This window comes from Phycicoccus sp. DTK01 (assembly GCF_017312765.1).
Lineage (GTDB): Bacteria > Actinomycetota > Actinomycetes > Actinomycetales > Dermatophilaceae > Phycicoccus > Phycicoccus jejuensis.
The window spans coordinates 146,502-173,128 of the sequence record NZ_BOPU01000007.1; the positions used below are offsets into that span (position 1 = coordinate 146,502).

26 protein-coding genes are annotated in these 26,627 nt (G+C 74.0%); 7 read left to right on the forward strand and 19 right to left on the reverse strand.

Annotated elements, in window-relative coordinates; genetic code table 11:
• Positions 1–489 precede the first annotated feature (489 nt).
• The 3 genes from arr to J3473_RS15155 all read left to right on the forward strand — a co-directional run bounded on the left by arr (position 490) and on the right by J3473_RS15155 (position 4,517).
• Positions 490–1,428 (forward strand): NAD(+)--rifampin ADP-ribosyltransferase, encoded by a 939-nt coding sequence (arr, locus tag J3473_RS19750; RefSeq protein WP_207024727.1) that lies wholly within the window; start codon positions 490–492, stop codon positions 1,426–1,428.
• A 91-nt stretch (positions 1,429–1,519) separates the two neighbouring features.
• Entirely contained in the window at positions 1,520–2,767 is a 1,248-nt protein-coding gene (locus J3473_RS15150) for a glycoside hydrolase family 3 N-terminal domain-containing protein (protein ID WP_242525899.1), read from the forward strand.
• A 49-nt stretch (positions 2,768–2,816) separates the two neighbouring features.
• Positions 2,817–4,517 (forward strand): FAD-dependent oxidoreductase, encoded by a 1,701-nt coding sequence (locus J3473_RS15155; protein WP_242525900.1) that lies wholly within the window; start codon positions 2,817–2,819, stop codon positions 4,515–4,517.
• A gap of 36 nt (positions 4,518–4,553) precedes the next feature.
• Here the strand turns inward: J3473_RS15155 and tsaD are convergent, their stop codons facing one another.
• From tsaD to glmS, 9 genes are all read right to left on the reverse strand, one after another.
• On the reverse strand, positions 4,554–5,597 hold the full coding sequence (tsaD, locus tag J3473_RS15160; RefSeq protein ID WP_207024732.1) for a tRNA (adenosine(37)-N6)-threonylcarbamoyltransferase complex transferase subunit TsaD: 1,044 nt from the start codon (positions 5,595–5,597) through the stop codon (positions 4,554–4,556).
• Positions 5,590–6,063: a ribosomal protein S18-alanine N-acetyltransferase gene (gene rimI, locus J3473_RS15165; RefSeq protein WP_207024734.1), complete on the reverse strand. Its 474-nt coding sequence runs from the start codon at positions 6,061–6,063 to the stop codon at positions 5,590–5,592. Before rimI ends, tsaD begins: the two co-directional genes overlap by 8 nt.
• Entirely contained in the window at positions 6,060–6,725 is a 666-nt protein-coding gene (tsaB, locus tag J3473_RS15170) for a tRNA (adenosine(37)-N6)-threonylcarbamoyltransferase complex dimerization subunit type 1 TsaB (RefSeq protein ID WP_207024736.1), read from the reverse strand. Before tsaB ends, rimI begins: the two co-directional genes overlap by 4 nt.
• On the reverse strand, positions 6,719–7,225 hold the full coding sequence (gene tsaE, locus J3473_RS15175) for a tRNA (adenosine(37)-N6)-threonylcarbamoyltransferase complex ATPase subunit type 1 TsaE (protein ID WP_207024738.1): 507 nt from the start codon (positions 7,223–7,225) through the stop codon (positions 6,719–6,721). The genes tsaB and tsaE overlap by 7 nt, the downstream gene beginning before the upstream one ends.
• On the reverse strand, positions 7,222–8,373 hold the full coding sequence (locus J3473_RS15180; RefSeq protein WP_207024740.1) for an alpha/beta fold hydrolase: 1,152 nt from the start codon (positions 8,371–8,373) through the stop codon (positions 7,222–7,224). The genes tsaE and J3473_RS15180 overlap by 4 nt, the downstream gene beginning before the upstream one ends.
• Complete coding sequence (alr, locus tag J3473_RS15185) at positions 8,373–9,554, reverse strand: alanine racemase (RefSeq protein ID WP_207024742.1); 1,182 nt, start codon at positions 9,552–9,554, stop codon at positions 8,373–8,375. The genes J3473_RS15180 and alr overlap by 1 nt, the downstream gene beginning before the upstream one ends.
• Before the next feature lie 452 nt (positions 9,555–10,006).
• Positions 10,007–11,461 (reverse strand): bifunctional ADP-dependent NAD(P)H-hydrate dehydratase/NAD(P)H-hydrate epimerase, encoded by a 1,455-nt coding sequence (locus tag J3473_RS15190; RefSeq protein WP_207024744.1) that lies wholly within the window; start codon positions 11,459–11,461, stop codon positions 10,007–10,009.
• On the reverse strand, positions 11,458–11,820 hold the full coding sequence (locus J3473_RS15195) for a holo-ACP synthase (protein ID WP_030528844.1): 363 nt from the start codon (positions 11,818–11,820) through the stop codon (positions 11,458–11,460). Before J3473_RS15195 ends, J3473_RS15190 begins: the two co-directional genes overlap by 4 nt.
• A 33-nt stretch (positions 11,821–11,853) precedes the next feature.
• The gene (glmS, locus tag J3473_RS15200) at positions 11,854–13,713 is read right to left on the reverse strand and encodes a glutamine--fructose-6-phosphate transaminase (isomerizing) (RefSeq protein ID WP_207024746.1); all 1,860 of its coding nucleotides are present in this window, start codon (positions 13,711–13,713) and stop codon (positions 11,854–11,856) included.
• A 136-nt stretch (positions 13,714–13,849) separates the two neighbouring features.
• Here glmS and coaA point away from each other — a divergent pair, with 136 nt between their 5' ends.
• Positions 13,850–14,833: a type I pantothenate kinase gene (gene coaA / locus J3473_RS15205; protein WP_242525901.1), complete on the forward strand. Its 984-nt coding sequence runs from the start codon at positions 13,850–13,852 to the stop codon at positions 14,831–14,833.
• An 83-nt stretch (positions 14,834–14,916) separates the two neighbouring features.
• On the opposite strand, the gene J3473_RS15210 is transcribed toward coaA, so the two are convergent.
• The 3 genes from J3473_RS15210 to J3473_RS15220 all read right to left on the reverse strand — a co-directional run bounded on the left by J3473_RS15210 (position 14,917) and on the right by J3473_RS15220 (position 18,120).
• Positions 14,917–15,573, reverse strand: coding sequence for a hypothetical protein (locus J3473_RS15210; protein ID WP_207024747.1), 657 nt, complete (start codon positions 15,571–15,573; stop codon positions 14,917–14,919).
• 226 nt (positions 15,574–15,799) lie between these two features.
• Positions 15,800–17,137: a PhoH family protein gene (locus J3473_RS15215; protein WP_207024749.1), complete on the reverse strand. Its 1,338-nt coding sequence runs from the start codon at positions 17,135–17,137 to the stop codon at positions 15,800–15,802.
• Positions 17,138–17,355: 218 nt separating this feature from the next.
• Positions 17,356–18,120 carry an isoprenyl transferase gene (locus tag J3473_RS15220; RefSeq protein WP_207024751.1) on the reverse strand — a complete coding sequence of 255 codons (765 nt, stop codon included), beginning with the start codon at positions 18,118–18,120 and terminating at the stop codon, positions 17,356–17,358.
• Between the two features lie 148 nt (positions 18,121–18,268).
• On the opposite strand from J3473_RS15220, the gene J3473_RS15225 reads away from it, so the two are divergent.
• A complete protein-coding gene (locus tag J3473_RS15225; protein ID WP_030528850.1) occupies positions 18,269–18,985 on the forward strand; it encodes a hemolysin III family protein in 717 nt (238 codons plus the stop codon).
• 62 nt (positions 18,986–19,047) lie between these two features.
• Here the strand turns inward: J3473_RS15225 and J3473_RS15230 are convergent, their stop codons facing one another.
• Positions 19,048–19,305: a hypothetical protein gene (locus J3473_RS15230; RefSeq protein WP_030528851.1), complete on the reverse strand. Its 258-nt coding sequence runs from the start codon at positions 19,303–19,305 to the stop codon at positions 19,048–19,050.
• Complete coding sequence (gene mca / locus J3473_RS15235; protein ID WP_207024753.1) at positions 19,302–20,240, reverse strand: mycothiol conjugate amidase Mca; 939 nt, start codon at positions 20,238–20,240, stop codon at positions 19,302–19,304. Before mca ends, J3473_RS15230 begins: the two co-directional genes overlap by 4 nt.
• Before the next feature lie 92 nt (positions 20,241–20,332).
• Between mca and J3473_RS15240 the strand changes: the two genes are divergently transcribed.
• Positions 20,333–20,707 carry a DUF4307 domain-containing protein gene (locus J3473_RS15240; protein WP_207024755.1) on the forward strand — a complete coding sequence of 125 codons (375 nt, stop codon included), beginning with the start codon at positions 20,333–20,335 and terminating at the stop codon, positions 20,705–20,707.
• 190 nt (positions 20,708–20,897) lie between these two features.
• Positions 20,898–21,383: a transcription elongation factor GreA gene (gene greA / locus J3473_RS15245; protein ID WP_030528854.1), complete on the forward strand. Its 486-nt coding sequence runs from the start codon at positions 20,898–20,900 to the stop codon at positions 21,381–21,383.
• A gap of 81 nt (positions 21,384–21,464) precedes the next feature.
• Here the strand turns inward: greA and J3473_RS15250 are convergent, their stop codons facing one another.
• The 5 genes from J3473_RS15250 to J3473_RS15270 all read right to left on the reverse strand — a co-directional run bounded on the left by J3473_RS15250 (position 21,465) and on the right by J3473_RS15270 (position 26,546).
• Complete coding sequence (locus tag J3473_RS15250) at positions 21,465–22,307, reverse strand: PhzF family phenazine biosynthesis protein (RefSeq protein WP_207024756.1); 843 nt, start codon at positions 22,305–22,307, stop codon at positions 21,465–21,467.
• A gap of 75 nt (positions 22,308–22,382) precedes the next feature.
• The gene (locus J3473_RS15255) at positions 22,383–23,243 is read right to left on the reverse strand and encodes an ABC transporter permease (RefSeq protein ID WP_207024758.1); all 861 of its coding nucleotides are present in this window, start codon (positions 23,241–23,243) and stop codon (positions 22,383–22,385) included.
• Complete coding sequence (locus J3473_RS15260) at positions 23,240–24,235, reverse strand: ATP-binding cassette domain-containing protein (protein WP_207024761.1); 996 nt, start codon at positions 24,233–24,235, stop codon at positions 23,240–23,242. Before J3473_RS15260 ends, J3473_RS15255 begins: the two co-directional genes overlap by 4 nt.
• 32 nt (positions 24,236–24,267) lie before the next feature.
• Entirely contained in the window at positions 24,268–25,584 is a 1,317-nt protein-coding gene (locus J3473_RS15265) for a glutamate mutase L (RefSeq protein ID WP_207024763.1), read from the reverse strand.
• 11 nt (positions 25,585–25,595) lie between these two features.
• Positions 25,596–26,546: an intradiol ring-cleavage dioxygenase gene (locus J3473_RS15270; RefSeq protein WP_207024766.1), complete on the reverse strand. Its 951-nt coding sequence runs from the start codon at positions 26,544–26,546 to the stop codon at positions 25,596–25,598.
• Positions 26,547–26,627 lie beyond the last annotated feature (81 nt).

The window sequence follows — 26,627 nt, forward strand, 5'->3', positions numbered from 1 at the left end:
CCTCTCGCCTACTCGGCGCAGTTCGTGACACCGGTTGGTCGCCACCGAAACCTGAGTCAGTGCGCGGCGTAGAGCGCCCAGCTAGCGGGCTGGCAACGGCTTGTGATTCGCGCGATGCCGAAGAAGAGCAACGGGACCGACTGGGGTGAGGGCAAGCGCGACGACGCATCCGGCTGTACTGATGCCGGGAAGTTGCATTGGGTCGACAGGAATAGCGAGCAGCGCAAGGCCGAGCGCCCACATGAACCACCTGCCGACCACGCTTCGGCGCCAGGCCAGTACCCCGAGACCGTTCAGGAGTACGGCCACCCCGACCAGTGCTGCAATCTCAGACTCGGACATCCCCATGGCCGAGTGTCCCAAGTCGTCAGCTCGATCGGAAGGGCCCCTTGCTACCTGCGGCATTCCGCCGCGTAGGTCGCTGGTGTCTGACCGCACGTGACCGTCTGGGGCCAGCGGTCGCGGACGCGTCGTGCCAGACTCGAGCGGGTGGCCGACTTCGAGCTGACGACGGACGAGCTTCGCGCGGTCGCCGGGTACGCCGCCGACTGCGCCGAGCCGGCGCTCGTCGTGTGGGACCGAGCGCACCCCGACGACGACCGGCCGCGGGCCGCCCTGGCCGCGGCCCGCGAGTTCGCGCAGGGCGCGCCGCGCTCGAACCTCCAGCGGCACACCGCGACCGACGCCCACCGCGCCGGGCGGGAGGCATCCACCGAGGCGGCGAAGCACGCGGCGACGGCCGCCGGTGACGCCGCGGCCGCCGCCTACCTGCACCCGCTCGCCAACGCCACGCAGCTGCGGCACGTCCTCGGCGCCGCGGTGCACGCGGCCCGTGCCGCCGAGCTGTACCGAGGCGACGACCCCGTGGTCGCCGAGTACGTGCTCGACGCCGCGGCCCGGCGGGCGGGCCCGGTCGTCCTCGACGTCCTGTCCCGCTACCCCCGGGCGCCGGAGGGCGGCGGCCGCGTGGCAGCGCTCCTGCACCGGCTCGACGTGCTGCTGCGCGACCCTTCCCCGCCGAAGCGCGTCGTGGACGACCCCGGCCCGTTCTTCCACGGCACCCGGGCCGACGTCCGTCCCGGTGACGTACTGACGCCGGGATGGCGCTCGAACTACGGCACGGGCAGACCCATGAGGCACATCTACGTCACGGCCTCGTCGAACGGCGCTCCCCTGGCCGCCGAGCTCGCGCGCGGCGACGGGCCGCCGCGCGTCTACCGGGTCGAGCCGCTCGGCCCGCTCGAGGACGACCCGAACGTCACCGACAAGCGCTTCCCCGGCAACCCGACGCGCTCCTACCGCACGACCGAGGGCGTCCGCGTCGTCGCGGAGGTGCTCGACTGGGAACCCCCGGACGCCGCGCTCGTCCAGCGCCTGCGCGACTCCTCCGGCGAGCTGGCCGAGCTCGGCATCGAGGCGATCAACTGAGCCGCCGGCGCGCGGCGTGATCGACGGTGGCTGCCGGCGCCGCGACCAGCGCGATTCCTCGGCCCGCCGGGTGGTCACGTAGCGTTTTCGGGTGACCACCCCCACGCGACCCCACCCCCGCCGCGCCGCGCTCGCCCTCACCGGGGCGCTCGCCGTCACCCTCGCCGGCTGCTCGACCGGCACCCCCGAGGCGGCCCCGACCAGCGCGTCCGCGCCGAGCACCGCCGCGTCGCCGTCGGCCTCGGCGACCCCGTCGCCGACCGCGTCCGCCACCTGCGCCGACACGACGTACGAGGCGATGACCGCGGACCAGCGGCTCGGCCAGCTGCTCATGGTCGGCTTCGACACCAACGCCTCCCTCGACGCGCTCGACACGACCATCACGAAGGACCACGTCGGCAACGTCATCTACCTCGGCGGCTGGGAGGGCGCCGAGAAGGTGTCGACCACCTCCGAGCACCTCCAGGGGCTCGTGTCCCGCAAGGCCACCGCCGGCATCGACCTGATGATCGCCGCCGACCAGGAGGGCGGCGAGGTCCACCAGCTGCGCGGCGAGGGCTTCACCCGGCCGCCGACCGCGAGCGAGCAGGCGCAGATGAGCTCCTCCGCGCTGCGCAAGGCCGCCGCCGGCTGGGCGGAAGAGCTCAAGGACGCCGGGGTCAACGTCAACCTCGCGCCGGTCACCGACACCGTGCCGGCCGACCTCGGCCGCGGCAACGAGCCGATCGGCAAGTACGAGCGCGAGTACGGGTCGGACCCCAAGACCGTCGAGAAGGCGTCGACGGCGTTCATCGAGGGGATGCTCGACGGCGGCGTCGAGGCGACGGTCAAGCACTTCCCGGGGCTCGGCCGCATCCGCAACAACACCGACTTCCACAGCACCGGCATCACGGACCCGACGACGACGAAGGACGACGCCTACCTCGAGCCGTTCGCCGCGGGTGTCGACGCCGGCGCGGGCCTGGTCATGGTCGGCTCCGCCAACTACGCGAAGATCGATCCCGGCGTGCCGGCGATGTTCTCGCGCACGGTCGTGACCGACATGCTGCGCGGCGACCTCGGCTTCGACGGCGTCGTCATCACCGACGACGTCAACGCGCAGTCCGTCCGTTCCACCTCCCCCGGGCAGCGCGCCGTCAAGTTCGTCGAGGCGGGCGGCGACATCACCCTGACCGGCGACGCGTCCGTGGCCCCCGCGATGCTCGAGGCCCTCGCCGCGAAGGCGGCGAAGGACGACGACTTCGCGCAGCAGGTCGATGCCTCGGTGCACCGCGTGCTCGACCTCAAGGACCGGATGGGCCTTCTCCCCTGCTCGTCGTCGTCGAAGTCCGGGGACTGACGGCGGGCACCCCTCCCGCCGCGGCCCGGACCGGCCTAGGCTCGACGGGGTGACGGCCTCCCCCTCCACCGCACCGGCCCCGGTCATCGTCCTGGCGTCCGGCGAGCACACCGACACCCTCCTCGACGTCTTCTGGCGCTACTCGCGCGAGTACGACCTGCGCACCGCCGGCTCGTGCCGCGAGGCGTGCGACGTCACCGAGGACGCCCTCGCGCAGGGCCACCAGGTGGCGATGTTCGTCACCGACTCGCGCCTGCCCGACGAGGAGAACGTGCTCGCCGCGTTCGCGGAGTGGCGCCACCTCGTGCCGACGGCGCGCCGGCTCGTCGTCGCGCCGTACGACCGGTTCCTCTCCGACGCCCCGCGGCTGCGCTCCGGCATGGCCAAGGGCAAGTACGACGCCTACCTCCTCATGCCACGCGGCACGCGGGACGAGGAGTTCCACCACTCCGTCACCGAGCTGCTCAGCGAGTGGGGCTGGACGGCGACCGACCCCGACGTCGTCGTCGCGAAGATCGTCGCGCCGCCCGGTGACGTCGTGGCCCAGCAGGTCCGCGACTTCTTCGACCGGATGGGCATCCCCTGCCGCTCGGTCGAGCCCGACAGCGAGATCGGCCGGATCGTGGCCGAGCACTTCCCCGAGGACGCCGGCTACCCGCGGGTCTGGGCGGCCAACCGCGACCCGATCGTCGCGACGTCCGTGCGGGACGTCGCCCGCTCGTTCTTCGACACGCAGGCCGAGCGCGAGATGGACGCCGCCGCCGGTGCCTCGGTCGTCGACGTCGCGGTCGTCGGCGGTGGCCCGGCCGGGCTGGCGACGGCGGTCTACGCGGCGTCCGAGGGGCTCTCGACGATCGTTCTCGACGGCAGCGCCATCGGTGGGCAGGCCGGCACGAGCTCGATGATCCGCAACTACCTCGGGTTCCCGCGCGGCGTCTCCGGGATGCGGCTGGCCCAGCGGGCCCGCAACCAGGCGCTGCGCTTCGGCACGCGCTTCCACACCGGGTGGGAGGTCGAGCAGCTGGTCGCAGGTGCCAACGGCGAGCCACACCTGTTGCGCGGCAGCGACTTCGAGATCAGCGCGCGGTCGGTGGTCGTCGCGTCCGGGGTCGACTACCGGCACCTCGGCGTCCCCTCGGTCGAGGCGCTCGTCGGGCGCGGCGTCAACTACGGGGCGGCGATGTCGCTCTCGCGCGAGATGGAGGACCAGGACGTCGTCGTCGTCGGCGGCGGCAACTCCGCCGGGCAGGCCGCGGTGCACCTGGCGCGCTTCGCGCGGTCGGTGACCGTGGTCGTCCGCCGGCCGTCGCTGTCGGAGACGATGTCGGCCTACCTCGTCGGCGAGATCGAGTTCAACCCGCGCATCGCGGTCGAGCCGTGCACCCAGGTCGTGGACGCCGGCGGCGAGGGGCGCCTCGAGTGGGTCGCGTTGCGTGACACCACGACCGGCGAGACGCGGCAGCGCCCGGCGTACGGGCTCTTCCTGCTGCTCGGGGCCGAGCCGCACTGCGGCTGGCTGCCCGACGAGGTCGCGCTCGACGAGCGCGGCTTCGTCCTCACCGGGCGCGACGTGCCGAAGGACCGGTGGGTCGACGGCCTGCCGCCCGAGAACCTCGCGACGAGCGTGCCCGGCATCTTCGCCGCCGGCGACGTGCGCGCCGGCTCGATGAAGCGGGTGGCCGCGGCGACCGGCGAGGGCGCGTCCGTCGTGCCGCTCGTGCACGCCTGGCTGAGCCCCGGCGACGCCTGAGGGGTCCCGCGCCGGGGGTGGCCCCGGCAGCGCGCGTCAGGCCGAGACGACCGTCACCGGCATCGAGGAGTCGGCCGGGATGCCGAGGTCCGACGGCGGCCGGCCCTTGAGCACCATCTGCGCGCCGAGCGCGGCGACCATCGCCCCGTTGTCGGTGCACAGCTTGGGGCGAGGCACGCGCAGCTCGATGCCCGCGGCGTCGCAGCGCTCCTGCGCCATCGCCCGCAGCCGGGAGTTGGCCGCCACGCCGCCGCCGATCTGCAGGTGACCGACGCCGTGCTCGCGGCAGGCGTCGATCGCCTTGCGGGTCAGCACGTCGGTCACGGCCTCCTGGAAGCTGGCGGCGACATCGGCGACCGGGACCGACTCTCCCGCAGCCTCCTTCGCGGCGACCCAGCGCGAGACGGCGGTCTTGAGCCCGGAGAACGAGAAGTCGAAGCGGTGGCGCTCCATGTCGCGCCCGCCGGTCAGCCCGCGCGGGAAGTCGATGACGACCTGCCCCTCGCGCGCGACGCGGTCGATGTGCGGGCCACCGGGGAACGGCAGCCCGAGGACGCGCGCGACCTTGTCGAACGCCTCCCCCGCCGCGTCGTCGATCGTCGACCCGAGGCTGCGCACGTCGTGCGTGACGTCGGGGACGAGCAGCAGCGAGGAGTGCCCGCCGCTGACGAGCATCGCGAGCGTGGGCTCAGGCAGCGGGCCGTGCTCGACGATGTCGACGGCGACGTGGCTCGCGAGGTGGTTGACGCCGTGCAGCGGCACCCCGAGAGAGAGCGCCAGCGCCTTGGCCGAGGCGACGCCCACCATCAGGGCGCCGGCGAGACCCGGGCCGGAGGTGACCGCCACGGCGTCGACGTCGCGAAGCGTGACGCCGGCCTCGGCGCAGGCCCGCTCGATCGTCGGGACCATCGCCTCGAGGTGGGCGCGGCTCGCGACCTCCGGCACGACCCCGCCGAAGCGCGCGTGCTCGTCGACGCTGCTGGCGATGGCGTCGAACAGGAGGGTCTCGCCGCGGACGAGGCCGACACCGGTCTCGTCGCACGAGGTCTCGATGCCGAGGACGAGGGGCTCGTCAGCCATCTGCGGCTCCGTTCTGCTGGAGGGACTTTCGCATCACGAGGGCGTCGACGCCCCCGGGGTAGTAGCGGCGACGGCGGCTGATGACGGCGTAGCCGGACGACTCGTAGAGGCCGATGGCCGGCGCGTTGTCGGCCCGCACCTCGAGGAAGACGTGCGCGGCGCCGCGGGAGAGGGCCCGTCGCTCGAGGTCCGCCAGCAGCACGCGGCCGAGGCCCTGCCCGCGTGCATCCGGGGAGACCGCGACGGTCATGACGTCCGAGACGTCGCCACCGTGGTCGAGCCCGCCGTAGCCGAGGAGCGTGCCCGCGTCGTCGGCCGCGACGACGTAGTCGCGCCGCGGCCGGGCCGCGAGCTCGGACCACCACGACGCCTCGCTCCAGGCGTCGTCGGGGAAGAGCGACCCCTCGAGCGCCGCGAGGCCGGTGACGTCCGGCCAGCGCGCGTCGCGGAGGGTCGCGGCGCTCATCGCGCGGCGCGCTCCGCGGTGGTCAGGGCGTCCGGGCGGCGCAGGTAGAGGGGCTCGACGGGCATCGGCGTGCCGGCGGCGAGGCGGCGCGCGGCGACCCGTGCGAGCACGCCGGGGTCGACGTCGAGGACGTCGGCCAGCGGCGCCTCGAACAGGTCGGCGTAGAGCAGCGGACCACGGCCGGCGGTGGGCAGGGCGCGGACCTCGGCGGGCAGGCCGGTCGGCGCCTCGACGGCCGGCTCGGTGACGGCCTCGGCGGCGCCGTCGGATCCGCGGCGGTAGCGGGCCCAGTAGACCTCGCGCCGGCGGGCGTCGGTCGCGACGAGGACCTCGTCGGCGTCGGTGGCGGCCAGCGCCTGCTCGGCGAGGACGTCGAGCGAGCAGACGCCGTGCACCGGCACGTCGAGCGCGTAGCCCATCGTCACGGCCGTGACCATCCCGACGCGCAGGCCGGTGAACGGCCCGGGGCCGGTGCCGACGGCGAGGTCGGTGACGTCGCGGACGCCCGCGCCGGCCTGCGCGAGGGTGCGCTCGACGAGCGGGGCGAGCAGCTCGGTGTGGGCACGGGCGTTGACCTCGACGCCGACGACCGGCTCCTCGCCGTCGCGCAGGACGGCGACGCCGATGGCCGAGGTGGAGGTGTCGAGGGCGAGGGTCAGCACGGCTCTCCTCCGAGGGGTGCGAGGGGGTCGGGTGCGGCGCCGTCGGAGGTGTCGACCGCCCAGCGGCCGCCGACGCCGGTGACCGTGGCGGTGCGGCGCTCGGTCTCGGGGTCGACGTCGAGGACGACCTCGAGCCGGTCGTCGGCGAGGCCCTCGGCGAGGCCGTGGCCCCACTCGACGACGGTGACCGACTCCTCGACGCTCGCGTCGAGGTCGAGGTCGTCGAGCTCGAGGGCGCCGCCGAGGCGGTAGGCGTCGACGTGGACGAGCGCCGGCCCGCCGACGGTCGAAGGGTGCACGCGCGCGATGACGAACGTCGGGGAGGTCACCGCTCCCCGCACACCGAGGGCCTCGCCGAGGCCCTGGGTGAGGGTGGTCTTCCCGGCGCCGAGGCCGCCGGTGAGGACGACGAGGTCGCCCGCCCGCAGCACGCCGCCGAGGGCGGTGCCGAGGGCCCGGGTGTCGTCGACCTCGGGCAGCACGAACCGACGGACGCTCACGAGGCCGCCTCCCTGCGGGCCCGGCCGGCCCGCCGCTTCTTCGAGATGTCCTGGACGGTGCGCCGCACGCGCGGCTTGCTGCTGACCGGCACGCCCTCGGCCACGGCGCGCCGGGCGCGCTGGATGAGCGCGAGCAGCTGCTCGGTGACGAGGTCGGGGTGCTCGAGCATGAGGATGTGCCCGGCGTCCTCGACGACGACGTGCTCGGCGCCGGGGACGTGGCGGACGATGTCCTCGGAGTGCGAGGCCGGCGTGATGAGGTCGCCGGCGCCGTTGATGACGAGGAGCTCGACGCCGGTCAGCGCCTGGAGCGACGGCACGAGGTCGAGGCCGTCGATGTCGGGCAGGAAGGCCGCCATCACGTCGAACGAGGTCTCGAAGATCATCTCGGCGACGAGGTCGACCAGGGCCGGGCTGACCGGGGAGTCGAAGGCCCAGCGGGCGACGGCGAGGTCCTGGACGCCCTTGCCCATCTTGCGCAGGACGCCGATCGGGCCGGCGTGGCGGGAGAGGCGGGTCAGCACGCCCGGCCCGAGGGAGCCGACGACGCGACCGACGAGCGGTCCGAGGCCGAACTCGGTCACCTCGTGGCCGCCCGGCGAGGTCGAGACGAGCGCGACGGCGAGGACGCGGTCGCGCACCACGTCGGGGTGCTGGCCGGCGAAGGACATCACGCTCATCCCGCCCATCGAGTGGCCGATGAGCACGACCGGGCCGGTCGGGCACGTGGCCTCGATGACGGCGGCGAGGTCGAGGCCGAGCCGGGCGACGGTGCACGTGGAGAGGTCAGGGGTGGAGGAGCGGCCGTGCCCGCGCTGGTCGTAGGTGACGACGCGCAGCCCCTCGTCGAGCAGTGCGCGCCGCTGGAGCACCCACGACTGCATGGTGAGGGCGAAGCCGTGGGCCATGACGACCGTCGGGGTGCGCCCGGCGAGGTGGCGGCGGCCGCGGCTCGCGGTGCGCGGGGCGTCGATCTCGACGTGGAGGTCGACGCCGTCGTCGGTGCGCACCGTCAGCGACTCGCTCGGGACGTGACCCCAGCCCTCGACGGGGTCGCCGAGGTCGGGGCGCATCGCCGGCCCGCGGCGGACGCGGTCGCCGACGGCTCCGAGCAGCCCGAGCGGCCCTCCGGTGGGACGGGTGGGCATCAGGCGCCCTCCCCGACCACGACCCGGGGCAGACGGGGGGCCATCCGGGTGACGACCTCGTAGTTGATGGTGCCGGCGGCCTGCGCCCAGTCCTGGGCCGTGGGCTCGCCGTCGGCTCCGCGGCCGAGGACGGTCACCTCGTCGCCGGGAGCGCCGTCGAAGTCCGGGCCGAGGTCGAGGACGAACTGGTCCATGCAGACCCGTCCAGCGATGGCGTACCGGCGGCCCCCGACCTGCACCGGACCGGCGTTGCCGGCGTGCCGCGGGATGCCGTCCGCGTAGCCCATCGGGACGAGGCCGAGCACGGTGTCGCGGTCGGTCGTGTACTCGTGGCCGTAGCTGACGCCCTGGCCGGCGCGGGCGCGCTTGACCTGGGTGAGGCGGGCCGTCACGCGCATCGCCTCGCGCAGGCCGAAGTCGGCCGGGCTGCCGAGGTCGGGCACGGGCGAGAGCCCGTAGACCGCGAGGCCGGGGCGGACGAGGTCGAAGTGCGCGGAGGGGTTGGTGAGCGTCGCGGCGGAGTTGGCGAGGTGGCGCAGGCCGGGGTCGACGCCGGCGGCCTGGAGCTCGGCGACGGCCTCGACGAAGCGCTCCTGCTGGGCGCGGACGGTCGGGTGCTGCGGGGCGTCGGCCCACGCGAAGTGCGACCACGTGCCCGTGACGCGGACGGCGCCCTCGGCGACGGCGGCCGCGAGCGCGTGCGTGAACTCGCTCCAGTCGGTGAGGACGCCGCCGCGGCCGAGGCCGGTGTCGACCTTGGCCTGGACGCGGGCGGTGGTGCCGCGTTCCCGGGCGGCAGCGACGACGGCGTCGAGGTTCCAGCGGCTGCCGACGGTCAGGTCGATGTCCGCGCCGAGGGCGGCGCCGAGGTCGGCCTGCGGCGGGTAGATCCACGTGAGGAGGGGGGCGTCGACCCCGGCGGCGCGCAGCGCGAGGGCCTCCTCGAGCTGGGCGACGCCCAGCCAAGCAGCGCCGCCGGCGAGGGCGGCGCGGGCGGCGGTGACGAGGCCGTGGCCGTAGGCGTCGGCCTTGACGACGGCCATGACCTGGGCCGGGGCGCAGCGACGCACGAGCGCGGCGACGTTGTCGCGGATGGCTGCCGCGTCGACCGTCACCCACGCGGACGCACCCGTCGGCGCGGTCGCTCGGGCGGGTGCGGTGGGGGCGGGGTGGTCGGTCATGAGCCTGTCCAGTCTAGGACCGCAGGTCGGGCCGGGTCCGCGGAGGTCACCAGACGCGACCCCGATGCGGTCCGATCGGCGGAGGCAGTCACGGTGCGGATGCCGGGGCCGGCCAGGTGCGGCCCCCACCCGGAAGCGCTCGAACCTGAGAGCGGACCCCCAACAGGTGCTCTCCCAGCCTCCTGCCACCGCGGAAGGAATCCCTTCCATCCCGGAAGGTTTCCCTGCCACCGCGGAAGGAGTCCCTCCCACCCGGCAAGGTCTTCCTTCCACCCAGCGAGGTTTCCCTTCCCCGGCGCAATGAAGTGGTTGCCGGCGGAAGGGAAACCTTGCGGCCTGATGGCAGTGGTTGCGGGTGGAAGGGAAACCTTCCGCTCCGCATGGAGGCTGGGAAGGTACACATTCGCTCCCCGCTCTCAGGAACGCGCCCGGCCCGTCCCTCCGCTTCCGGCTCAGCGGCGGAGGAGGGCCGCCACGGTCGCCGGGACGGCCCGTGCCACGTCGAGGGCGCGCACCGGTCCACCGGGGTTGGCCCGGTCGGCGGCGACACCGTGCACCAGCGCCCCGAGGGCTCCCGCGACGTCCGCCCGCAGGCCCGACGCGAGCAGCGTCCCGACCACCCCGGCCAGCACGTCTCCCGCCCCGGCCGTCCCCAGCCATGCCGGGGCGTCCGCCTGCGACCACACCGGCGCGCCCTCACCCGGCGGCACGACGAGCGTCGTCGACCCCTTGAGCAGCACCGTCGCCCCGGTCACCTCGGCCAGCCGCCGGGCGTGCCGCAGCGGCGCCGCCTCGACGGCCGCGCGCTCCACGTCCTCGCCGGTCAGCCGCGACAGCAGCCGCGCGCACTCCCCCGCGTGCGGCGTCAGCAGCGTCACCCGCTCGGCCCGCTTGCGCAGCACCGCGGCGTTGAGCAGGTCCAGCCCGCCGGCGTCCACGAGCACCGGCTCGTCCCCCGCGAGCGCGTCGCGCGCGGCGTCGAGCTGGGCCTTCGACCCCGCCGCCCGCGACGTCGTGTCGAGCCCGGGCCCGACGACCCACGCCTGCACCCGCCCGACACCGTGCGTCACCTCGGGCACGTGCGCGCGCACGAGCCCCTCGGGCGTGGGGGTCCCGACGTACCGGACCATCCCCGCCCCCGCCTCGACGGCCGCCGTCGTGCACAGCAGCGCGGCGCCCGTGTACGACTCCCCACCGGCCACGACGCCCAGCACCCCGCGCGAGTACTTGTCGTCCCGCGGCCCGGGCACCGGCCACATCCCGGCGACGTCGTCGTGGTCGATGCGGCGCACCACGGGGACGGCATCGACCTCCAGCCCGATGTCGACGACGGTCAGCGCGCCGCACGCCTGCTCGGTCGGGGTCAGCAGGTGCACCGGCTTGGCGACCGAGAACGTCACCGTCTCGTCGGCGAGCACCCCGTCGGCGTCGAAGACCTCGCCGGCCGGGTCCTGGCCCGAGGGCAGGTCGACCGCCAGCACGTACGCCGACTCCGGCACCGCCGACACCCATGCAGCCGCCCACTCCGGCAGCCCCGGCCGCGCCCCGATGCCGAGGATGCCGTCGAGGACGAGGTCGGCCTCGGCGACCAGCGCCACGTCACCGCTCAGCACGACCCCGGCGGCCTCGGCCGCCGACCGCGCCCCCTCGTGCACCGTCTCACCGACGAGCGCGACGGCCGCGTACCCGGCCTCGGCCAGGGAGGCCGCCGCGTACAGCGCGTCGGCGCCGTTGTTGCCCGGCCCGACGAGCGCCACGACCGAACGGCCCCCGCGCTCCTCGAGCCGCGCCGCGGCCACCGCCGCCAGCCCCTCGACGGCCCGCGCCATCAGCTCGCCGTCCGCGAGCGACGCCATGAGCGCCTCCTCGGCGGCGTACACCGCGGCGGTCCCGTGGCCCTCGATCATCGCTGCTCCTCCCGCTCCGCGACGACGACCGCCGAGGCGATCCCGGCGTCGTGCGAGAGCGACACGTGGATGGACGTGATGCCGAGCTCGGCGACGGCCGCCTCGACGGTGCCGCGCAGCCGGAAGGCCGGCCGGCGGTCGGCTCCCCGGACGACCTCGGCGTCGTGCCACTGCAGGCCGACGGGCGCCCCGAGCGCCTTGGCCAGGGCCTCCTTGGCCGCGAACCGCGCCGCCCGCGAGTTCAGGGGCAGCACCCGCTCCCCCTCGGTGAACAGCCGCTCCCCCAGGCGCGGCGTGCGCTCGAGCGTCGCGCCGAAGCGCTCGACGTCGACGACGTCGATCCCGACCCCGACGATCACCGCGCCACCGGCGTCATGCCGCCGCCCTCGACGTCACTCGACCGTGACCGACTTCGCGAGGTTGCGCGGCTGGTCGACGTCGAGGCCCTTGGCCGTCGCCAGGTGCAGCGCGAAGACCTGCAGCGGCACGACCGCGAGCAGCGGCGCCAGCATCGGCGAGCACTGCGGGATGCGGACGACCTCGCTGGCGAACGGCTCGACGTCCTCGTCGCCGTCGTGGGCGATGACGAGGGTGCGCGCGCCGCGTGCGCGGATCTCCTGGATGTTGGAGACGACCTTCTTGTGCAGCTCGTGCGGGGTGTCCGGACCGGGCACGACGACGAACACCGGCTGGCCGGGCTCGATGAGCGCGATCGGGCCGTGCTTGAGCTCGCCGGCCGCGAAGCCCTCGGCGTGGATGTACGCGAGCTCCTTGAGCTTGAGCGCGCCCTCCATCGCCACCGGGTAGCCGACGTTGCGGCCGAGGAAGAGCACCGTGCGGGTGTCGGCCATGAACTCGGCCATCTCCTGCACGCGGCCCATCCGGCCGAGCAGGTCCTCGATCTTCGCGGGGATCTCGGCGAGCTCGGCCATGACGGCCTTCGCGTCGTCGGCGTAGGTCTCGCCGCGCAGCTGCGCGAGGTAGAGCCCGAGGACGTAGCAGGCGGTGATCTGCGCGAGGAAGGCCTTGGTGGAGGCGACGGCGATCTCGGGGCCGGCGTGCGTGTAGAGCACCGCGTCGGACTCGCGCGGGATCGTCGAGCCGTGCGTGTTGCAGATCGAGAGGGTCATCGCGCCGAGCTCGGTGGCGTGCTTGACCGCCATCAGCGTGTCCATCGTCTCGCCGGACTGGCTGATCGAGACGACGAGCGTGTCCTCGTCGACGATCGGGTCGCAGTAGCGGAACTCGTGGGCGAGGGCGACCTCGACCGGGATGCGCGTCCAGTGCTCGATCGCGTACTTGGCGACCATGCCGGCGTACGAGGCGGTGCCGCACGCGACGATCGTGATGCGCCGCACCTGGCGCAGCCGCTCTTCGGAGATGCGGACCTCGTCGAGCACGAGCGCACCCGACTCGTCGGTGCGCCCGAGCAGCGTGTCGGCGACCGCGTGCGGCTGCTCGTGGATCTCCTTCTCCATGAACGTCGAGTAGCCGCCCTTCTCGGCGGCGGCGGCGTCCCAGGTGACCTCGTAGGACTTGCCCTCGGCCGGCGCGCCGTCGAAGCCGATGACCGAGTGGCCGTCCGGGGTGATCGTGACGATCTGGTCCTGGCCGAGCTCGAGCGCGTGGCGGGTGTAGCCGATGAACGCCGCGACGTCGCTGCCGAGGAAGTTCTCGCCGTCGCCGAGGCCGACGACGAGCGGGCTGTTGCGCCGCGCACCGACGACGACGCCGGGGCTGTCGGCGTGGACGGCGAGGAGCGTGAACGCGCCCTCGAGCCGGCCGACGACGGCCCGCATCGCCTCGGTGAGGTCGCCGAGACGGTCGTACTCGCGCCCGACGAGCTTGGCCGCGACCTCGGTGTCGGTCTCGGAGAGGAACTCGACACCCTCGGCGAGGAGCTCCTTCTTCAGGGCGTGGAAGTTCTCGATGATGCCGTTGTGGATGAGCGCCAGCCGGTCGCCGTCACCGCCGCGGTGCGGGTGCGCGTTGCCGTCGGTCGGGCCGCCGTGCGTCGCCCAGCGGGTGTGGCCGATGCCGGTGCGCGAGGGGGCCAGCGGGTGCGCCTCGAGGGCGGAACGGAGGTTCTCGAGCTTGCCGGCGCGCTTCTCGGTGCTCACGCCGTCGTCGGTGACGAGGGCGACGCCCGCGGAGTCGTAGCCCCGGTACTCCAGGCGGCTCAGGCCCTCCATGACGACGTCGAGCGCCGTCCCGTCCATGCTCCGGCCGACGTAGCCGACGATTCCACACATGGCGGGCAGCCTATCCGCTGGCGGCCCCCGCCCCAGCACCGGCGCGGGCCCGTGCGGGCCCCCGGCGGCGGGTCCGGACGGCCCGTGGGGACGGGGGTTCCGCGGTCTCGCAGGACCGATGCGGAATGATGCAGGGGTGACCGCAACGGAGCAGGCACTGGCGCGCCTCGGCGTGACCGGGGCCGCCGGGGTGCCGACCCCGTACGTGGAGCTGGACCGGGGGACCTGGTCCCGGCTGCGCGAGGAGCACCCCATGAGCCTCACGCAGGACGACATCTCGCGCCTGCGCGGCCTCGGCGACCGCCTCGACCTGCGCGAGGTCGAGGACGTCTACCTGCCCCTCTCGCGACTCCTGCACTTCTACGTCGAGGCCGTCCACGGCCTGCGGCTCGCGACGAGCGAGTTCCTCGGCGAGCGCCCGAGCCGCGTCCCGTTCGTCGTCGGCGTCGCCGGGTCGGTGGCCGTCGGCAAGTCGACGACGGCCCGCATCCTGCGCGAGCTGATGTCGCGCTGGCCCCACACCCCGCGCGTCGAGCTCGTGACGACCGACGGCTTCCTCTACCCCAACGCCGAGCTCGAGCGGCGAGGGCTGCTGCAGCGCAAGGGTTTCCCCGAGTCCTACGACCGCCGCGCGCTGCTGCGCTTCGTCGCCGACGTCAAGTCGGGGATGCCCGTGGTCGAGGCGCCGCAGTACTCGCACCTCACCTACGACGTGCTGCCCGAGCCGCTCGAGGTGCGCAAGCCGGACGTCCTCATCGTCGAGGGGCTCAACGTGCTGCAGCCCCCGGGCGTGCGCCCCGACGGCGAGAGCACCATCGCCGTCTCGGACTTCTTCGACTTCTCGGTCTACGTCGACGCGCCGGTCGACGAGGTGCGGCGCTGGTACGTCGAGCGCTTCCTGCGCCTGCGCCAGACGGCGTTCGCCGACCCGCAGTCCTACTTCCACCGGTACGCCGACCTCAGCGACTCGCAGGCGCGCGAGACCGCGGCCGGCATCTGGTCGGCGATCAACGAGCCCAACCTCGTCGAGAACGTCCAGCCCACCCGGGAGCGGGCGACGCTCGTCCTCAGCAAGGGCGCCGACCACGCCGTCACGAAGATCCGGCTGCGCAAGATCTGACGCTCGACCGCGTCATCGCCCCCGACACAGCACGACGGGCCCCGGCATGCTGCCGGGGCCCGTCGTCGTGATGGGGGTGTCGCTCAGTACCAGTGCGGCGAGCGCGCCTGCCACTGCGACAGGGCGTTGCACGGCGTGCCGTACGAGCGCTTGATGTAGTCCAGGCCCCACTTGATCTGCGTGACCGGGTTGGTGCGCCAGTCGCTGGCGACGCTCGACATCTTGCTCGCGGGGAGCGACTGCGGGATGCCGTAGGCGCCCGAGGAGGAGTTCTCGGCCCACCAGCGCCAGTCGCTCTCGCCGATCCACAGCTGCTCGAGGCAGCCCCACTGGCCGGAGCCGAAGCCGTACTCGGGCAGGAGCAGGCGCGCGACCGACTTGGGGTCCTCCTGCGCGTTCTCGAGCACCTTCTTGCGCTCGGCGGCGCGGGCGGCGCGCTCCTGCGCGACCTGGCGCTTCTTCGCGAGCGCCGCGGCCTCGGCCTTCTGCTTCGCGTCGGCCTTCGCGGCGACGACGGACTTCTGGACGTTGGTCGCCGAGCGGTCGGACGCGACGCGGGCGGCGTCCTCGAGGGCGACCTGGCTCTCCTGCGTCGAGCTGGCCGTGGCCGAGTCGTCGAAGGCGAGGGCGGTGGCGTCGGCGTTGGCCGAGTCCTCGAAGGTGCCGCTGAGGGCGATGCCGCTCGTGACGACGGCGGCGACGAGACTGGTCGAGACCAGCGGCCGTCCGACCACGGACACGGCGGTCCGCCCGAGCGACCGCTTGGGAGCGGCGTGACGCGGGGCGTGACGCGGGGTGTATCGGGCCATGGGGGACCGGTGGACCTTCCAGGGGTGGGGGGCTCGGGGCGTGGTGCAGCCACGAGCGGCGTTACGGAATCGAGACCTTAGCCTAGGTGGAGAGGCGTCGACGGCCGAAATCGGCCCCTGAGCATCCGCTCAGACGAGCAGGTCAGGGGCCGTTCGGTCAGACCTCGAGCCCTTCGAGCAGGTCGGTCACGAGGGCCGCGATCGGGCTGCGCTCGGAGCGGGTCAGCGTCACGTGGGCGAACAGCGGGTGCCCCTTGAGCGCCTCGACGACCGCCACGACGCCGTCGTGGCGCCCGACCCGCAGGTTGTCGCGCTGCGCGACGTCGTGGGTCAGCACCACCTTGGAGTTCTGGCCGATCCGCGACAGGACGGTGAGCAGGACGTTGCGCTCGAGGCTCTGCGCCTCGTCGACGATGACGTACGCGTCGTGCAGGCTGCGCCCGCGGATGTGGGTCAGCGGCAGGACCTCGAGCATCCCGCGGTCGAGGATCTCCTCGACGACCTCGCGCGACACCAGCGCGGAGAGGGTGTCGAAGACCGCCTGCCCCCAGGGGTTCATCTTCTCGGCCTCGGACCCCGGCAGGTAGCCCAGCTCCTGGCCGCCGACCGCGTAGAGGGGACGGAAGACGACGACCTTGCGCTGCTGGCGGCGCTCCATCACGGCCTCGAGGCCGGCGCACAGCGCGAGCGCCGACTTGCCGGTGCCGGCGCGCCCGCCGAGGCTGACGATGCCCACGTCGGGGTCGAGCAGCAGGTCGAGGGCGATCCGCTGCTCGGCGCTGCGCCCGTGCAGGCCGAAGGCGTCGCGGTCGCCGCGCACCATCCGCACCTGCTTGTCCGGGCCGACGCGCCCGAGGCCGGAGCCTCGCGGCGAGATGAGCTTGAGCCCGGTGTGGCAGGGCATCTCCGCCGCGCCGGCGTGCTCGAGGCGGCCGTGCTCGTAGAGGTGGTCCATCTCCTCGACGCTGACGTCGAGCTCGGCCATCCCGGTCCAGCCGGACTCGACGGCGAGCTCGGCGCGATACTCCTCGGCGTCCAGCCCGCAGGCCGAGGCCTTGACCCGCATTGGCAGGTCCTTGCTGACGACCGTGACCAGGTGTCCCTCGTTCGCGAGGTTGCGGGCGACGGCGAGGATGCGGGTGTCGTTGTCGCCGAGCCGGAAGCCGGCCGGCAGCGACATCGGGTCGGTGTGGTTGAGCTCGACGCGCAGCGTCCCGCCGACCTCGCCGACCTCGACCGGGGCGTCGAGGCGCCCGGCCTTGATGCGCAGGTCGTCGAGCATCCGCAGCGCCTGGCGCGCGAAGTAGCCGAGCTCGGGGTGGTGGCGCTTGGCCTCGAGCTCGGTGACGACGACGACGGGGAGGACGACCTCGTGCTCGGCGAACCGGAGGATGGCCCGGGGGTCGGACAGGAGGACCGAGGTGTCGAGGACGAAGGTCCGGCGCGGCTCCTCTCCCGCTCGCGTGCTGGCTGCCGTCGGCGTGGTCGAGGTCATGTGCCGCTCCCGGTGGTCGGAGGAGGATCGTGGCTCGACGCTACGACCGCCTCCGGGCCCCGGCGGGAGGCGAGGACCGGCGTGTCGGCACCCGCGTGACAGCAGTGAACAGGTGTGACGTCTGGGACGAGATGTCATCCGTTCGACCCCGTCCGTCACCGGCCGTTCACCCGAGGCCGACGACCCCGCGGCGAGGACGTCCCGAAGGTCCCGCCCGCTCAGGCGCCGAAGCGGCGGTGGCGCTCCCCGTAGGCCCGCAGCGCCCGCAGGAAGTCGACCTTGCGGAAGTCGGGCCAGTAGGCCTCGCAGAAGTAGAACTCGCTGTGCGCGCTCTGCCACAGGAGGAACCCCGAGAGGCGCTGCTCCCCCGAGGTGCGGATGACGAGGTCGGGGTCGGGCTGCCCCTTGGTGTAGAGGTGCTCGGCGATGTGCTCGACGTCGATGACCTCGGCGAGCTCCTCGATGCTCGTGCCGCGCGTCGCGTGCTCGTGCAGGAGGCTGCGGACCGCGTCGGCGATCTCGCGCCGGCCGCCGTAGCCGACCGCGACGTTGACGAGCATCCCGTCGACCTCGCGGGTGCGCTCCGCGGCCGCCTTGAGGCGCTGGGCCGTCGCCGCGGGCAGCAGGTCGAGGGCGCCGACCGGGTTCACCCGCCACTGCATCGTCGCCGCGATGGAGTCGACGGAGTCCTCGATGATGCCGAGCAGCGGGCGCAGCTCGCGCTCCGGGCGGTTGAGGTTGTCGGTCGAGAGCAGCCACAGGGTGACGAGCTCGACGCCCACCTCCTCGCACCAGGCGAGCAGGTTGAGGATGTTGTCGGCGCCGGCGCGGTGCCCCTCCTCGGTCCCGGCGCCCCGCTGCTTGGCCCAGCGGCGGTTGCCGTCGACGAGGACCCCGACGTGGCGCGGCACCGGCGCTCCCCCGAGCTGACGGGCCACCCGCTTGGCGTACGCGGCGTAGAGGACGTCGCTGAGCCGCCGCATGCCAGCCGCCCTTCCCGTGCGCTTCCGGATCCGGCCGCCCGGCGGGGCGACCGCGGCCCACGGTACTCCGCGCTGCCGTGCCCGACCTCACGGAGCGGGGCCGTTCGTCCGGTTCCTAACCTACGCTCGCGTAGGTTACCGTGGACGCATGACCCGTGAGCAGCCCGACCCCGCCACCGAGACCGGTCGTCTCGAGGCGCTCGAGCAGCGCGTCGAGGCCGCCCTCACCACCGTCAAGCCCAAGCTGCGCGGCTGGCTGCACGCCGGGATGACCCCCGTCGCGCTCGTCGCCGGCATCGTCCTCGTGCTCCTCGCGACGACGACCGAGGGCAAGGTGTCGGCCGCCGTGTTCGCCGGCACCGCCGTGCTCCTCTTCGGCACGTCGGCGGTCTACCACCGGGGCACGTGGTCGCCCCGCGTCGGCGCGTTCCTGCGCCGCTGGGACCACTCGAACATCTTCCTCATCATCGCCGGCAGCTACACGCCCTTCGCCCTCATGCTGCCCGCCGACCAGGCCCGCCGGATGCTGCTCATCGTCTGGAGCGGCGCCCTGCTCGGGGTCGCCTTCCGCATCTTCTGGACCGGCGCCCCGCGCTGGCTCTACGTGCCGGCCTACCTCATGCTCGGCTGGGTCGCGGTCTTCTACTTCGGCCCGCTCGTCCAGCACGCCGGTGGCGGGGTCATGGCGTGGGTCGTCGTCGGCGGCGTGCTCTACAGCCTCGGCGCGCTCGTCTACGGCACCAAGCGGCCGAACATCTCGCCGCGCTGGTTCGGCTTCCACGAGGTCTTCCACGCGCTGACCGTGCTCGCCTTCACGGCGCACTTCGTCGCCGCCTCGCTCGCGCTCACCGGCCCGCAGGCCTGAGCCGCCCGGGCCGCGCGGCCCCCCATCCACGGCTCGGCGCCGGGGAGCGGGAGGTCAGCGGGTCAGACCGCGCCCGGCGACCCGTCGTCGCGCCGCGGGTCGCGCGGGTCCGCCTCGAGCGCGTCGCCGGGCTCCGGCTCGACGTCGGCCGGGCCGGCCTGCTGCTCGTCGCGGCCGCGGTGGGCCCGCTGCTGGCGGTAGGACATCCGGCGCATCCGCGCGTTCATGTTGCGCATGAGGAACCAGAGCGCGAGCGCGAGGACCGTGAACGCGATGAACGCGAGGAAGCCGGTCGAGACGTCGGGCGGGGAGTCGTTCATGCGGCACGCTCCGTGACGGTGTCGTGGACGAGGGCGAGGTCGGGGCTCGTCGCGAGGGCGTCGGCCTCCGCGACGTCGGTCGGCAGGCCGGCGAACAGGTCGTCCTCGCCGTCGACGAACGGGACGAACGAGAGCGCGAGCTCGTACTCCTCGACCGGCCAGACCTGCGCCTGGAGGTCGCGCGGCACCTGGAACCACGTGCCGTCGGGGTCGACCTGGGTGGCGTGGGCGAGCAGCGCGGCGTCGCGGCGGTCGTACCAGTCGGCGCACTGCACGCGGGTGGTGACGACGCGCTCGGTGCGCGTCCAGTTCTCGAGCCACTCAGCGTACGGGCTCTCCTGACCGAGACCGGTCAGCGCCTCGTGGAAGGCCTCGATGCGGGCGCGGCTGAAGGTCTGGTTGTAGTAGAGCTTGAGCGGCTGCCACGCCGGCCCGGCCTCGGGGAAGGCGTCGGGGTCGCCGGCCGCCGCGAAGGCGTTGACCGAGACGTCGTGGGTCATGATGTGGTCGGGGTGGGGGTAGCCGCCGTTCTCGTCGTACGTCGTGACGACGTGCGGGCGGAAGCGACGGATCTCGCGCACGAGCGCCTCCGTCGTCACCTCGAGCGGCTCGAGCGCGAAGCAGCCCTCGGGCAGCGGGGGCAGCGGGTCGCCCTCCGGCAGGCCGGAGTCGACGAAGCCGAGCCACGTGTGCTGCACGCCGAGGATGTCCCGGGCGCGCGCCATCTCGTCGCGGCGGACCTGGGCGAGGTCGCGCAGGATGTGGACGTCGTCCTTGAGCCGGGGGTTGAGGATGTCGCCGCGCTCGCCGCCGGTGCAGGAGACGACGAGCACCTCGTGGCCGGCGTCGGCGTACTTCGCCATCGTCGCCGCACCCTTGCTCGACTCGTCGTCAGGGTGCGCGTGGACGCACATGAGCCGGAGCCGTTCGGACATGAGAGACCCTTCGTGCAGGTGGGCTCGGGCGGTACCCGAGAATGGACCGAGGACCATCCTCTCACTGCCCGCCGACCACCGAGGGAGCAGCCGTGCGCCTGCCCGACCCGCGCGACCCCGCCGGCCGTCGCACGCTGCTCGCGCTCGCCGCGGTCGTGCTCGCCGTGGCCGGCATCGCCTGGTACGGGTGGACCGCGACGGCCGGCCAGGTGCGCCCCACGGTGACCGGCTACCGCGTCGAGTCCGACGCCCTCGTGCGCGTCGGCTACGACCTCGTGCGGCCGGAGGGCACGGCCGTCACGTGCCGGGTCAGCGGGCTCGACGGGTCGAAGGGCCGCGTCGGGACGGTCGAGGACGCCATCCCCGCGGACGGTCCGGCGATCGTCCACCGGGTCGTCGAGGTGCGCACGAGCGCCCGTGCGGTGACCGGCGTCGTGGAGTCCTGCGTGCGCGTCGCGGCGGGCTGACCTCGCACGACGGCGCGCGACGATTGTGGCGCGAGCGCCGCACGTTGGTAGACTGAATGCTTCACGTTCGGGTCCGTGCCGACGCTAGCGCCGCGAGACGGCGGTCGGCCCGGGCCCGTTGCCGTAAGCACCCCGCGGCGCGCCCGCGAGGGTCCGGCGCCCCTACGCACTTCGCAGGAGTTGATGACCCGTGACCGAGACGACGAACCAGAGCTACCTCACGCAGGCGGCCTTCGACCGCCTCCGGGCCGAGCTCGACGAGCTGACCGGCCCCGGCCGCACCGAGATCGCCAAGAAGATCGAGGCGGCCCGCGAGGAGGGCGACCTCAAGGAGAACGGTGGCTACCACGCGGCCAAGGAGGAGCAGGGCAAGATGGAGGCCCGCATCCGCCAGCTGACGCAGCTGCTCGAGAACGCCGTCATCGGCGAGACCCCCAAGGACGACGGTGTCGTCGAGCCCGGGATGATCGTCACCGTCGACATGTTCGGCGACGAGGAGAAGTTCCTCCTCGGCTCCCGCGAGATCACCGACTCCTCGATGCAGGTCTTCTCCGAGAAGTCCCCGATCGGTGCGGCCGTCAACGGCCACAAGGTCGGCGACTCGGTCTCGTACGAGGCCCCGAACGGCAAGCAGATCGAGGTCAAGATCCTCGCGGCGAAGCCCTACACCGGCTGAGCCCGGTCGCTCCGGCGACGTGACGGACGGCCCGGCCCCCTCGTGGGGCCGGGCCGTCCGTCGTCCGACCGGGCAGGGCGCTCAGGCGGGCCGGACGCCGTCGACGAGGGTGTGCGTCGCGCCGCCGACCCACACGACGCCGTCCTCGACGTCGACGTGCACCCGGCCTTCTCGGCCGAGGACCGTGCCCTGCGCGGCGACGTAGTGCTCGGGCGCGTGCCCGGCGGGGACCAGCCACTGGCCCAGGCCCGCGTTGAGGCTGCCGGTGACGGGGTCCTCCCCAAAATCGCGCTCGTCGGAGAAGAACGCCCGCACCTCGAGGCCCACCCCGTCGGTGCGCGCCCCGGCCGGGTAGCGCGCCGCGAGGCCCACCTTGAGCCGGCGCGCCAGCACCGGGTCCGGCGCAGCGGCCAGGACGGCCTCGGGCGAGGCGAGCAGGACGGCGAGCCAACCCGGCCCGTTGTCGACCCAGGCGGCGTCGACGACGTCCGCGGGTGCGACCCCGAGGGCCGCGACGACGCGCGCGAGCTCGTCGCCCTCGACCGCCCCGGACCGCACGAGCGGCGGGGCCGCGAACGCGAGGCGGTCGGCGCCGCGGCGCACCTCGACGAGCCCGGCCGCGCACTCCTGGACGACGACGCCCTCGGTCTGCGGCACGCCCCCGGCCTCGAGCCAGGCGTGGGCGCTGCCGAGGGTGGGGTGGCCGGCGAAGGGCAGCTCGCAGCCGATCGTCCAGATCCGCACGCCGTAGTCGGCGCGCGGGTCGGTGGGGGCGGTGAGGAAGGTCGTCTCCGAGAGGTTGGTCCAGCGCGCGACGGCGAGCATCTCGTCGTCGGACATCCCGTCGGCGTCGTGGAGGACGGCGAGGGCGTTGCCCCGGAAGGCTCGCTCGGAGAAGACGTCGACGAGGCGCACGGCGGTCATGCCGTCATCGAAGCACGGGCCGGCCGCCGCGGACGTCCCCGGGCCCGTCGACGAGCGGACGACCGACGCCTGCGCTCAGTCGCGGGTCCGGTTGACGAACGAGCGGACGGCCAGCGGCGCGAGCACCGCCGAGAGCCCGACCGACCAGATGACCGTCGTCAGCACGGGGTGCTGGAGGGGCAGCGCCGAGTCGGCCGGCAGCGGGATGCCGTCGTTGCCCCAGAGCTCACGCAGCGCCTGGACGAGCGAGCTGATGGGGTTCCACTCGGCGAGGAACCGCAGCCAGTCGGGCATGACGTCGGTGCGCGCGAACGCGTTGGACAGGAACGTGATCGGGAAGACCGTCGTGAACATGACGCCCTGCACGGCCTCGACCGAGCGCAGCGCCGAGCCGAAGAGGATGCCGACCCAGATCATCGCGAAGCCGAAGAGCAGGAGCAGGCCGTAGCCGGCGAGCCCGCGCAGCACGCCGTGGTGGATGCCCCACCCGACGAACAGCCCGGTGACCGACATGACGACGATGCCGATCATCGAGTGGATGAGGCTCGAGACGCTGCGCGCGACGACGACCGACGAGCGGCCGATCGGCAGGGACCGGAAGCGGTCGACGATGCCCTTGCCGAGGTCGGTGTTGAGGCCGATGGCGACGATGAACGCGCTGAAGGTCATCGTCTGCGCCATGATCCCCGGCAGCAGCCACTCCTTGTAGTCGACGCCGGGCACGACGATCGAGCCGCCGAAGACGAAGGCGAAGAGCAGCACGAACATCACCGGCTGGATGGTGACGTCGGTGAGCATCTCGGGCTGGCGCTTGATGTGGGTCAGGTTGCGGCGCACCAGTGCCGAGACCTGACGGACCGGGCTCGTGCCGGCGGCGCTCGGGTGCTCGGCGTGGAACGGCCGCCCGGCGGCGGTGGTGGTGGTCGGAGCGGTCATCGCAGGGCCTCCTCGGCGCTCGCGTCGGACGTGGCACCGGCGGCCTCGGACTCGGCCCGGTGCCCTGTGAGGGTGAGGAAGACGTCGTCGAGGCTCGGGCGCTGGAGCCCGATGTCGTCGAGGTCGATGCCGGCCTCGTCGAGCCGGGCCGCGATGCGGGTCAGCGCCCCGACCCCCTCGGCCGGGGCGGTGATGCGCCGGGCGTCGCGGTCGAGGTGGATCTCGCCGACCTCGCCGCGGACGATCTCGGCGGCCCGCTCGACCTCGGCCGGGCGGCTGACCGCGACGACGAGGCTGGCGGCGCCGGAGCGGTCCTTGAGCTCGAGCGGCGTCCCGTCGGCGATGACCCGCCCGTGGTCGACGACGACGATGCGGTCGGCCAGCTGGTCGGCCTCGTCGAGGTACTGCGTGGTGAGGAAGAGCGTCGTGCCCTCGCGGACGAGGTCGCGCAGGACGCCCCAGAGCTCGACGCGGCTGCGCGGGTCGAGGCCGGTCGTCGGCTCGTCGAGGAAGAGGACCGGCGGGGTCGCGACGAGGCTCGCCGCGAGGTCGAGCCGGCGGCGCATCCCGCCGGAGTACTCCTTGACGACCTTCGTCGCGGCGTCGGTCAGCGAGAAGCGCTCGAGCAGCTCGTCGGCCACCCGGCGGACGGTGCGCCGGTCGAGGCCGTAGAGGTCGCCGACGAGGCGCAGGTTCTCGCGGCCGGTCAGGAGCTCGTCGACGGTCGCCGACTGCGCCGTCAGCCCCATCCGGCGGCGCACGGCGTCGGCGTCGCGGACGACGTCGAGACCGGCGACCCGGGCCGTGCCGCTCGTCGGCCGCGAGAGCGTGGTCATCATCCGGACGGTGGTGGTCTTGCCGGCGCCGTTCGGCCCCAGCATCGAGAAGACGGTGCCCTCCGGCACCGAGAAGCTGACGCCGTCGACGGCCGTGAAGTCACCGAAGGTCTTCACGAGGTCGACGGCCTCGATGGCCGCGCCGCTGGTCGTCATGGACCGACCGTAGGGCCACCCGCCGACAGCGGTCACCCCCTTTTCGGTGACAGTCCCCCGACCAGCGCGGACGCCCGCGCGGGGTCGACGTCGGCGAGGAGCCCGGCGGCGAAGAGCACGTAGTCGCGGTCGACGGCGGCGACGGCCCGGTCGGGCACCCGCCAGCCGCCCCCGTGGTCCGCGAGCGCGGCACCGAGGACCCGCTCGGCGGTGCCGTCCGGCGCGTGCCGCAGGACGCCACCGGAGCCGACGAGCATCCCGACGTCGGCGAGCGGCCGGGGCCGCTCCCCCGCGGCGGGCCGCCCGTGCCGACGCAGGGCGACGGTGACGGCGGCCGTGGCGAGCGCCTCGTCGGCGGCCCACTCGGCGTCGCTCGTCGACAGCGCCCCGGTGTCGGCGGCGACCCGCGCGGCGTGACCGGCCACCACGTCGGCCAGCGGCATCCGCTCGCGCGCCGACGCCTCGACGATGCCCTCGGCGTTCCAGCGCATCCCCAGGTCGGCCTCGACCGTGCGGGCGTGCCAGACCGGACCGACGACCTCGCGGTGGATGGCGGCGTCCTCGCCCTGCGGCGTGACGACGGAGTAGACGTCGGTCGTGGCCCCGCCGACGTCGACGACGAGCACGTCCTCGCCGCGTGCCCCGGCCAGCACCTCGACCCCCCGCAGCACCGCGTCCGGCGTGGCCGCGCGGACGAGCTCGGCGAACCCGCGGCCGCGCGAGAGGCCCTTGCCGCCGATGACGTGCCGCAGGAAGACCTCACGGATGGCGGCGCGCGCGCCGTCGGGGGCGACCTCGCCGATGCGCGGCAGCACGTTGCCCGTGACGGTGAAGCGCCGCCCCGTCGCCTCGAGCTCGGCGACGACGGCGTCCGCGGCGTCGGCGTTGCCGGCGACCACGACCGGGGCGGTGACCCGGGCCCGGGCGAGCCGGCGGGCGTTGTGGAGGAGGACGTCGGCGTTGCCCCCGTCGGTGCCGCCGACGAGGAGGACGAGGTCGGGCCGGTCGGCGCGCAGGGCGGTGACGTCGGCGCCGACCATCGGCCCGGACGCGACGTGGACGACGCGCCCGCCCGCCGAGAGACCGACCCGGAAGCCGGCCTCCGCCGTCACCTCCCGCTCGTAGCCGACGACGGCGACGCGCAGACCGCCACCGGCGCTGGAGCACAGGAGGGTCCGCTCGGGCACCGCCCCGTCGGCGAGCGCGGCGCGGACGGCGTCGACCCCGTCCATGACGTCGGTGGCGACGGTCGTCGGGTGCGACGCCCGCCCGCGGACCTCGCCGTCGTCACCGACGAGCAACGCCTTCGTGAAGGTCGACCCGACGTCGACGCACAGGACCGCACCCACGCCCCGAGACCCTAGTGGCCGGGTCCGCCGCCGGGCGCACCTCCCCCGGTCGGCTGCGTCGTCGTGTCGACCGGGGCGGTGAGCGCGACCGTGTAGCCGCTGCTCGTGTCGCCGGAGACGGTGCCGAGCTGGTGCACGCCGCCGTCGTCGCCGAACACGTTGTCGCTCGTCAGCGAGATCTGCGCCAGGTTGCTCACCGACTGCTCGTACCCGCTCGTCGCGTAGACGGTGTCGCAGGTGGTCTTCGGCAGGGCGACCTGCGAGGTGGCGATGGCGTTCGTGCTGTCGGTGATGCTCGCCTCGTCCGGGTACACCTCGAAGTGGATGTGCGGCCAGCGGCCCGAGTAGCAGGCCGGGAAGACGCTCGTGAACTCGACGACGCCGGAGTCGTCGGTCACCTGGACGCCGCGCAGGTAGTTCTCCTGCGTCACGCCGTCGGAGTACATCGAGTAGCGGCCCTGGCTGTCGCAGTGCCAGACGTAGACCGCGGCGCCGGTCATCGGGCCGCCGCCGGCGGCGACGTCGAGGATGGTGAGCCGCAGCGTCATCGGCACGCCCTCGGCCGTCGTCGTCGAGGTGCCGAAGCTGCTGCGGATGTCGGAGCGGACCACGCCGCTCTGCTCGAGGACGTCGGCGCCGTTGGAGCCGTCGCCCGGGTAGGGGCCGGCCGTCTCGTCGGGGATCTCGGTGAGCGACGTGTCGGCGGCGTCGCTCGCGGTGGCGGACGCCGTGGCGCTCGCGGATGCGGTCGCGGAACCCGTCGCCGTCGAGCCGCTCGACGACGTCGACGCGCCGCACGCCGCGAGCGCGGTGCCGGCGGCCCCGATGCCGAGGACGGCGAGCATCCGGCGGCGGTCGAGCAGCGTGCCGAGGTCGAAGGCGAGCCCCTGGTCGACGACCTCGTCGTCGGGGCGGGGCAGGGGGCGGCCCTCGTAGGTGGGCTGGTCGTCGGTGCGGGTCATCGGTCTACCTCCGGGTCGGTGTCGTCCCGACGACCGTAGGAAGCCTGCCGAGCCATCCGGTGTGCGTCCGCTGTCCGCCTC

Coding starts and splice junctions, on each gene's coding strand:
- tsaD (WP_207024732.1), bottom strand. CDS start 5,597: ATGGCTGACGAGCCCCTCGTCCTCGGCATCGAGACCTCGTGCGACGAG.
- rimI (WP_207024734.1), bottom strand. CDS start 6,063: ATGAGCGCCGCGACCCTCCGCGACGCGCGCTGGCCGGACGTCACCGGC.
- J3473_RS15180 (WP_207024740.1), bottom strand. CDS start 8,373: ATGCCCACCCGTCCCACCGGAGGGCCGCTCGGGCTGCTCGGAGCCGTC.
- alr (WP_207024742.1), bottom strand. CDS start 9,554: ATGACCGACCACCCCGCCCCCACCGCACCCGCCCGAGCGACCGCGCCG.
- J3473_RS15190 (WP_207024744.1), bottom strand. CDS start 11,461: ATGATCGAGGGCCACGGGACCGCCGCGGTGTACGCCGCCGAGGAGGCG.
- glmS (WP_207024746.1), bottom strand. CDS start 13,713: ATGTGTGGAATCGTCGGCTACGTCGGCCGGAGCATGGACGGGACGGCG.
- J3473_RS15215 (WP_207024749.1), bottom strand. CDS start 17,137: ATGACCTCGACCACGCCGACGGCAGCCAGCACGCGAGCGGGAGAGGAG.
- J3473_RS15220 (WP_207024751.1), bottom strand. CDS start 18,120: ATGCGGCGGCTCAGCGACGTCCTCTACGCCGCGTACGCCAAGCGGGTG.
- J3473_RS15225 (WP_030528850.1), top strand. CDS start 18,269: ATGACCCGTGAGCAGCCCGACCCCGCCACCGAGACCGGTCGTCTCGAG.
- J3473_RS15230 (WP_030528851.1), bottom strand. CDS start 19,305: ATGAACGACTCCCCGCCCGACGTCTCGACCGGCTTCCTCGCGTTCATC.
- mca (WP_207024753.1), bottom strand. CDS start 20,240: ATGTCCGAACGGCTCCGGCTCATGTGCGTCCACGCGCACCCTGACGAC.
- J3473_RS15250 (WP_207024756.1), bottom strand. CDS start 22,307: ATGACCGCCGTGCGCCTCGTCGACGTCTTCTCCGAGCGAGCCTTCCGG.
- J3473_RS15255 (WP_207024758.1), bottom strand. CDS start 23,243: ATGACCGCTCCGACCACCACCACCGCCGCCGGGCGGCCGTTCCACGCC.
- J3473_RS15260 (WP_207024761.1), bottom strand. CDS start 24,235: ATGACGACCAGCGGCGCGGCCATCGAGGCCGTCGACCTCGTGAAGACC.
- J3473_RS15270 (WP_207024766.1), bottom strand. CDS start 26,546: ATGACCCGCACCGACGACCAGCCCACCTACGAGGGCCGCCCCCTGCCC.